The organism is Acetobacter pasteurianus subsp. pasteurianus LMG 1262 = NBRC 106471 (assembly GCF_000285275.1).
Classification (GTDB): Bacteria; Pseudomonadota; Alphaproteobacteria; order Acetobacterales; family Acetobacteraceae; genus Acetobacter; species Acetobacter pasteurianus.
On record NZ_CADO01000084.1, the window covers coordinates 1 to 3231 of the forward strand.

Below are 3231 nucleotides of genomic sequence, written 5' to 3' on the forward strand. Positions count from 1 at the left end.
AAAACCCGCCTGCCATAGCCGATTGTCCAATACCCGGCCGGGCACACATACGGGCACAGGCGCAAGCCTTCAGACCGGCGGCACAGATCTGCCGCCAGCAGGATCGGATCATTCATCAATTTTCCGGATACAAAAAAGGCCGCTCAATGGCGGCCGGAGTGGACGAGTTTACAGGTGATCTGGCCCGGATTAGTCCACCGGAGCACAAAACCCGCAGAAAACAGCCCTTTGCAGTGGGCTTATACGTTGGCAGGTTTTCGTGGTCAGGTTTACAAAAGCCGGTTTTCGGTTGTCACGGGTGCATATGCTGCAACGCTTGGACAATCCCGCTGCCCAGGGCAGAGCCAAAAATAACCAGGCCGCCATTCACCCAGGTCTTGCGGTTGTTGATCCGCTTCAGTTCCGTCCAGATATTGGCAATGCCAGTTTCCAGCGTAGAAAACTTGCCGTTCACGCTGGTTTCAAACGCAACAAATTCATCCTGCCGCACCACATCATCAGGCATGACACTCTTCCTTTCAGGCATAAAAAAAGCGGCCTAAAGCCGCTCGGTAATGGTGAAGCTGGTCTGCTGCCGCAGGGCAGCGCCATAGGGGTTGCTCAGATCTCCGCGCTGGATGCGACCAAACAGGCTGCGCAGGTTCAGCGTGGGGCCATCGGCATCTGGATCCGGCACAAACAGCACATTGGCGCCAGATGCGCCCACCAGCAGGATCTGCTCCAGCACCGGCACGTCAGCCAGATCCAGAGATTCATGATCCACCACAGCCTTGCGCCGCATCCATGCCGGCGTGACAAACTCGGCCCCGCTCATGCCGGTATTCACCGTCACGGAACTGTCCAGCCCGGTGGTGCTTTTGGTGCTCATGTTGCGCACCGGCTGCCACACTGGCCCGATATAGGCCAGAGACAGGGAAATATAGCTTTCCGATGCGCTGCCATTGCTGGTGACGGTAATCTTGACCGTATCGGCCTGAATGTCCTGTGGGGCCACATGCACCATCTGCACCGGGCCAATATTGCCCAGCGTGGCAAAGCTGCCAGAGGCAGAATACACTGTGTTGCCGCCAGAACTGGCCACAAGCTGCCATGTTGCGGCTTGGCCAAGGTTGGTGCGCCCCACAAAGAAGGCCCGCATGGTCTGGGCACTCCCCCATTGCGCCTGAAACCATGCCGTTCTGTTGCTATCCCCAACAGACCAGAACGCCGCCGTGGTGTTGCCCTGGTCTGTAGCCAGCTGATTGGGCGAGAAGTCCTTGGCGGCTGAAACGCCTGCATAAAATGAAGCCGAGCCGCTAAGGCTGGCGGTCTTGACCAGATTATTCAGGCCGAACGCACAATTCTGCATCAGACCAGCACCGTCAGCACGCACTGGCCTGCACTGGAACCACGCCAGCTTTCACCGACAACCAGACCGCCCAGACCATCGCGCAGGCCGTCCACATTGGCAAACAGCACAATCTCGTCCCCCATTTCAAAATCAAACAGGCGTTCAAACGGCAGCGTGACGTAAAACACGCGCCGGTCTGCCACCGTCCACAGTTTGTTGATGACATCGGCCACTACCTGCGCTCCGGCCTGCGTGCGCAGGCTGGTAAGCACTTCGGGCGGGCTGACCACTTCCACCGTTGGGCTATCCGTGCCCACCGTAACAGCACTGCGCTGTGTGCGCAGGGTGGACAGATCTGCCTTCGGGCTGAGTGTGCTGGTGCTCATCACCGTATAATTGCGGCTATAGGTACACCGCCCGCAGGTGAGAGGCAGCACCAGTTCGGACGGCAGATCCGTCTCCTTGATGTCAATCACCTCATCAGGCAGCACCGCCAGCTTTTCCCACTGATGCGGCGCAAGCTGCAAAAAGCTGTCTGTAATGCCGATCAACTTCAGCGTGCCGTCCCGCGCAACCGCCAGCTTGCGCATGGTGCCCTGCAACAGGGCGGTGATCATGTCATTCCCGGTATAGCTGTCAGAGCCATCCCAGAACGCACCGGCGGCACTATCCACATTGCCGAACGGATCCGCCCATGTGCTGGAAATGGATGCCGCCGGAATGCCGATATCCTGCACCAGCACCTGCCGCACGATATCCGGCAGGCTGGATACATACGTGCCATCAGGCATCACCCCGGTTGCCCAGCAGGTAATGGTATAAACCGGCGTGCCACCCAGCCGGAAAAACGCGCCCCGGCTGGAGCTTTCCACAACATAGGTGCCTGCGGCCGGATCTACGGTGGTGATATCACTGACCATGCCGGCATATGACCAGCTACCATCTGTGGATGTGGCAGACCAACTGCCCAGCACGCCGCCTTCCAGCACGGTCAGATCCGGCTGTGTGCCCTGCGTGCCCATCCAGAATGGTGCATCAGAGACCTGATAGATCTGATTGACGCTATCCACACAGACCGGCGTGATATTGAAGGCATACCCCCGCAGGCGCGGCTTTACCCGGCCTGTCAGGTCTGAGCCACCTTCCACGCCGCCAGTGCCAGCATAGGTTGCCAGTGGCAACTGGCGCGAGAGCACGGCAGGCCCCGAAAGTGTCAGCGTGCCTTGCGTGGCTCCGGTGCGCCATGCCGTGGCGGATCCGGTAAACAGAGGCTGGCACGCAGAGAGTGCAGGATCTGACCACCAGCCGCGTGCCATGTCATAGTTGCGCAGGCTGGTCAGGATGGACAGATCTCCGGTATGGTTGCGCACGTTCATGCTATCGGCCACACCATCGGATAGATTGACCGTAAGCTGGCCGAACGATTGCGTCATGCTGCTACCGGAAATTGAAATATCCAGCTCCCTGTCCACATCAGGCAGGCTTGCCAGAATGGGCGGATATTTCGTGCCGGTGGCAACATCCACATACCCGCCAGAAGACAGGCATGTAGTCGTGCGGGAAGCCGCAGGCCCGAAGGCCAGCGTTCCCAGAAAACAGCGTTGCTGCATTGTGCTGATATCCTGTTACGCTGCGGCTTTGAGGTTCTGGAACCGTGTTTCCGCAAACAGGTTATTCGTGGCCTGCAGGATCTGCTGCAAAATGCTGGCCAGCGTGGTGGTGCTGTCCTGCATGATGTCCCGCATGGCGTCTGCTGTCAGGGCATCCGTGTTCATGCTGCCCAGAGATTTCAGCATGGTCAGCACCGCCTGATAGTCTTCCACATATGCGGCCCCTCCCCCGTTATATTTCTGGGACAGGGACAGATATGTCTGCATATCGGTCTGTAGGGATGCCAGAGC

General features: G+C 58.6%; 5 protein-coding genes. All 5 read right to left on the reverse strand.

The window, feature by feature from the left end:
• On the reverse strand, window positions 1-116 hold a 116-nt coding region (locus APA10_RS15600), incomplete at its 3' end, for a glycoside hydrolase family protein (RefSeq protein WP_035367692.1).
• 176 nt (window positions 117-292) lie between these two features.
• Window positions 293-505 (reverse strand): hypothetical protein, encoded by a 213-nt coding sequence (locus APA10_RS11290; protein ID WP_003628621.1) that lies wholly within the window; start codon window positions 503-505, stop codon window positions 293-295.
• 33 nt (window positions 506-538) lie between these two features.
• Window positions 539-1348: a hypothetical protein gene (locus APA10_RS11295; RefSeq protein ID WP_003628622.1), complete on the reverse strand. Its 810-nt coding sequence runs from the start codon at window positions 1346-1348 to the stop codon at window positions 539-541.
• Window positions 1348-2940 carry a hypothetical protein gene (locus tag APA10_RS11300; RefSeq protein WP_003628623.1) on the reverse strand — a complete coding sequence of 531 codons (1593 nt, stop codon included), beginning with the start codon at window positions 2938-2940 and terminating at the stop codon, window positions 1348-1350. The genes APA10_RS11295 and APA10_RS11300 overlap by 1 nt, the downstream gene beginning before the upstream one ends.
• A gap of 15 nt (window positions 2941-2955) precedes the next feature.
• A partial coding sequence (locus APA10_RS15190) for a hypothetical protein (protein ID WP_148089119.1) occupies window positions 2956-3231 on the reverse strand: 276 nt, incomplete at its 5' end.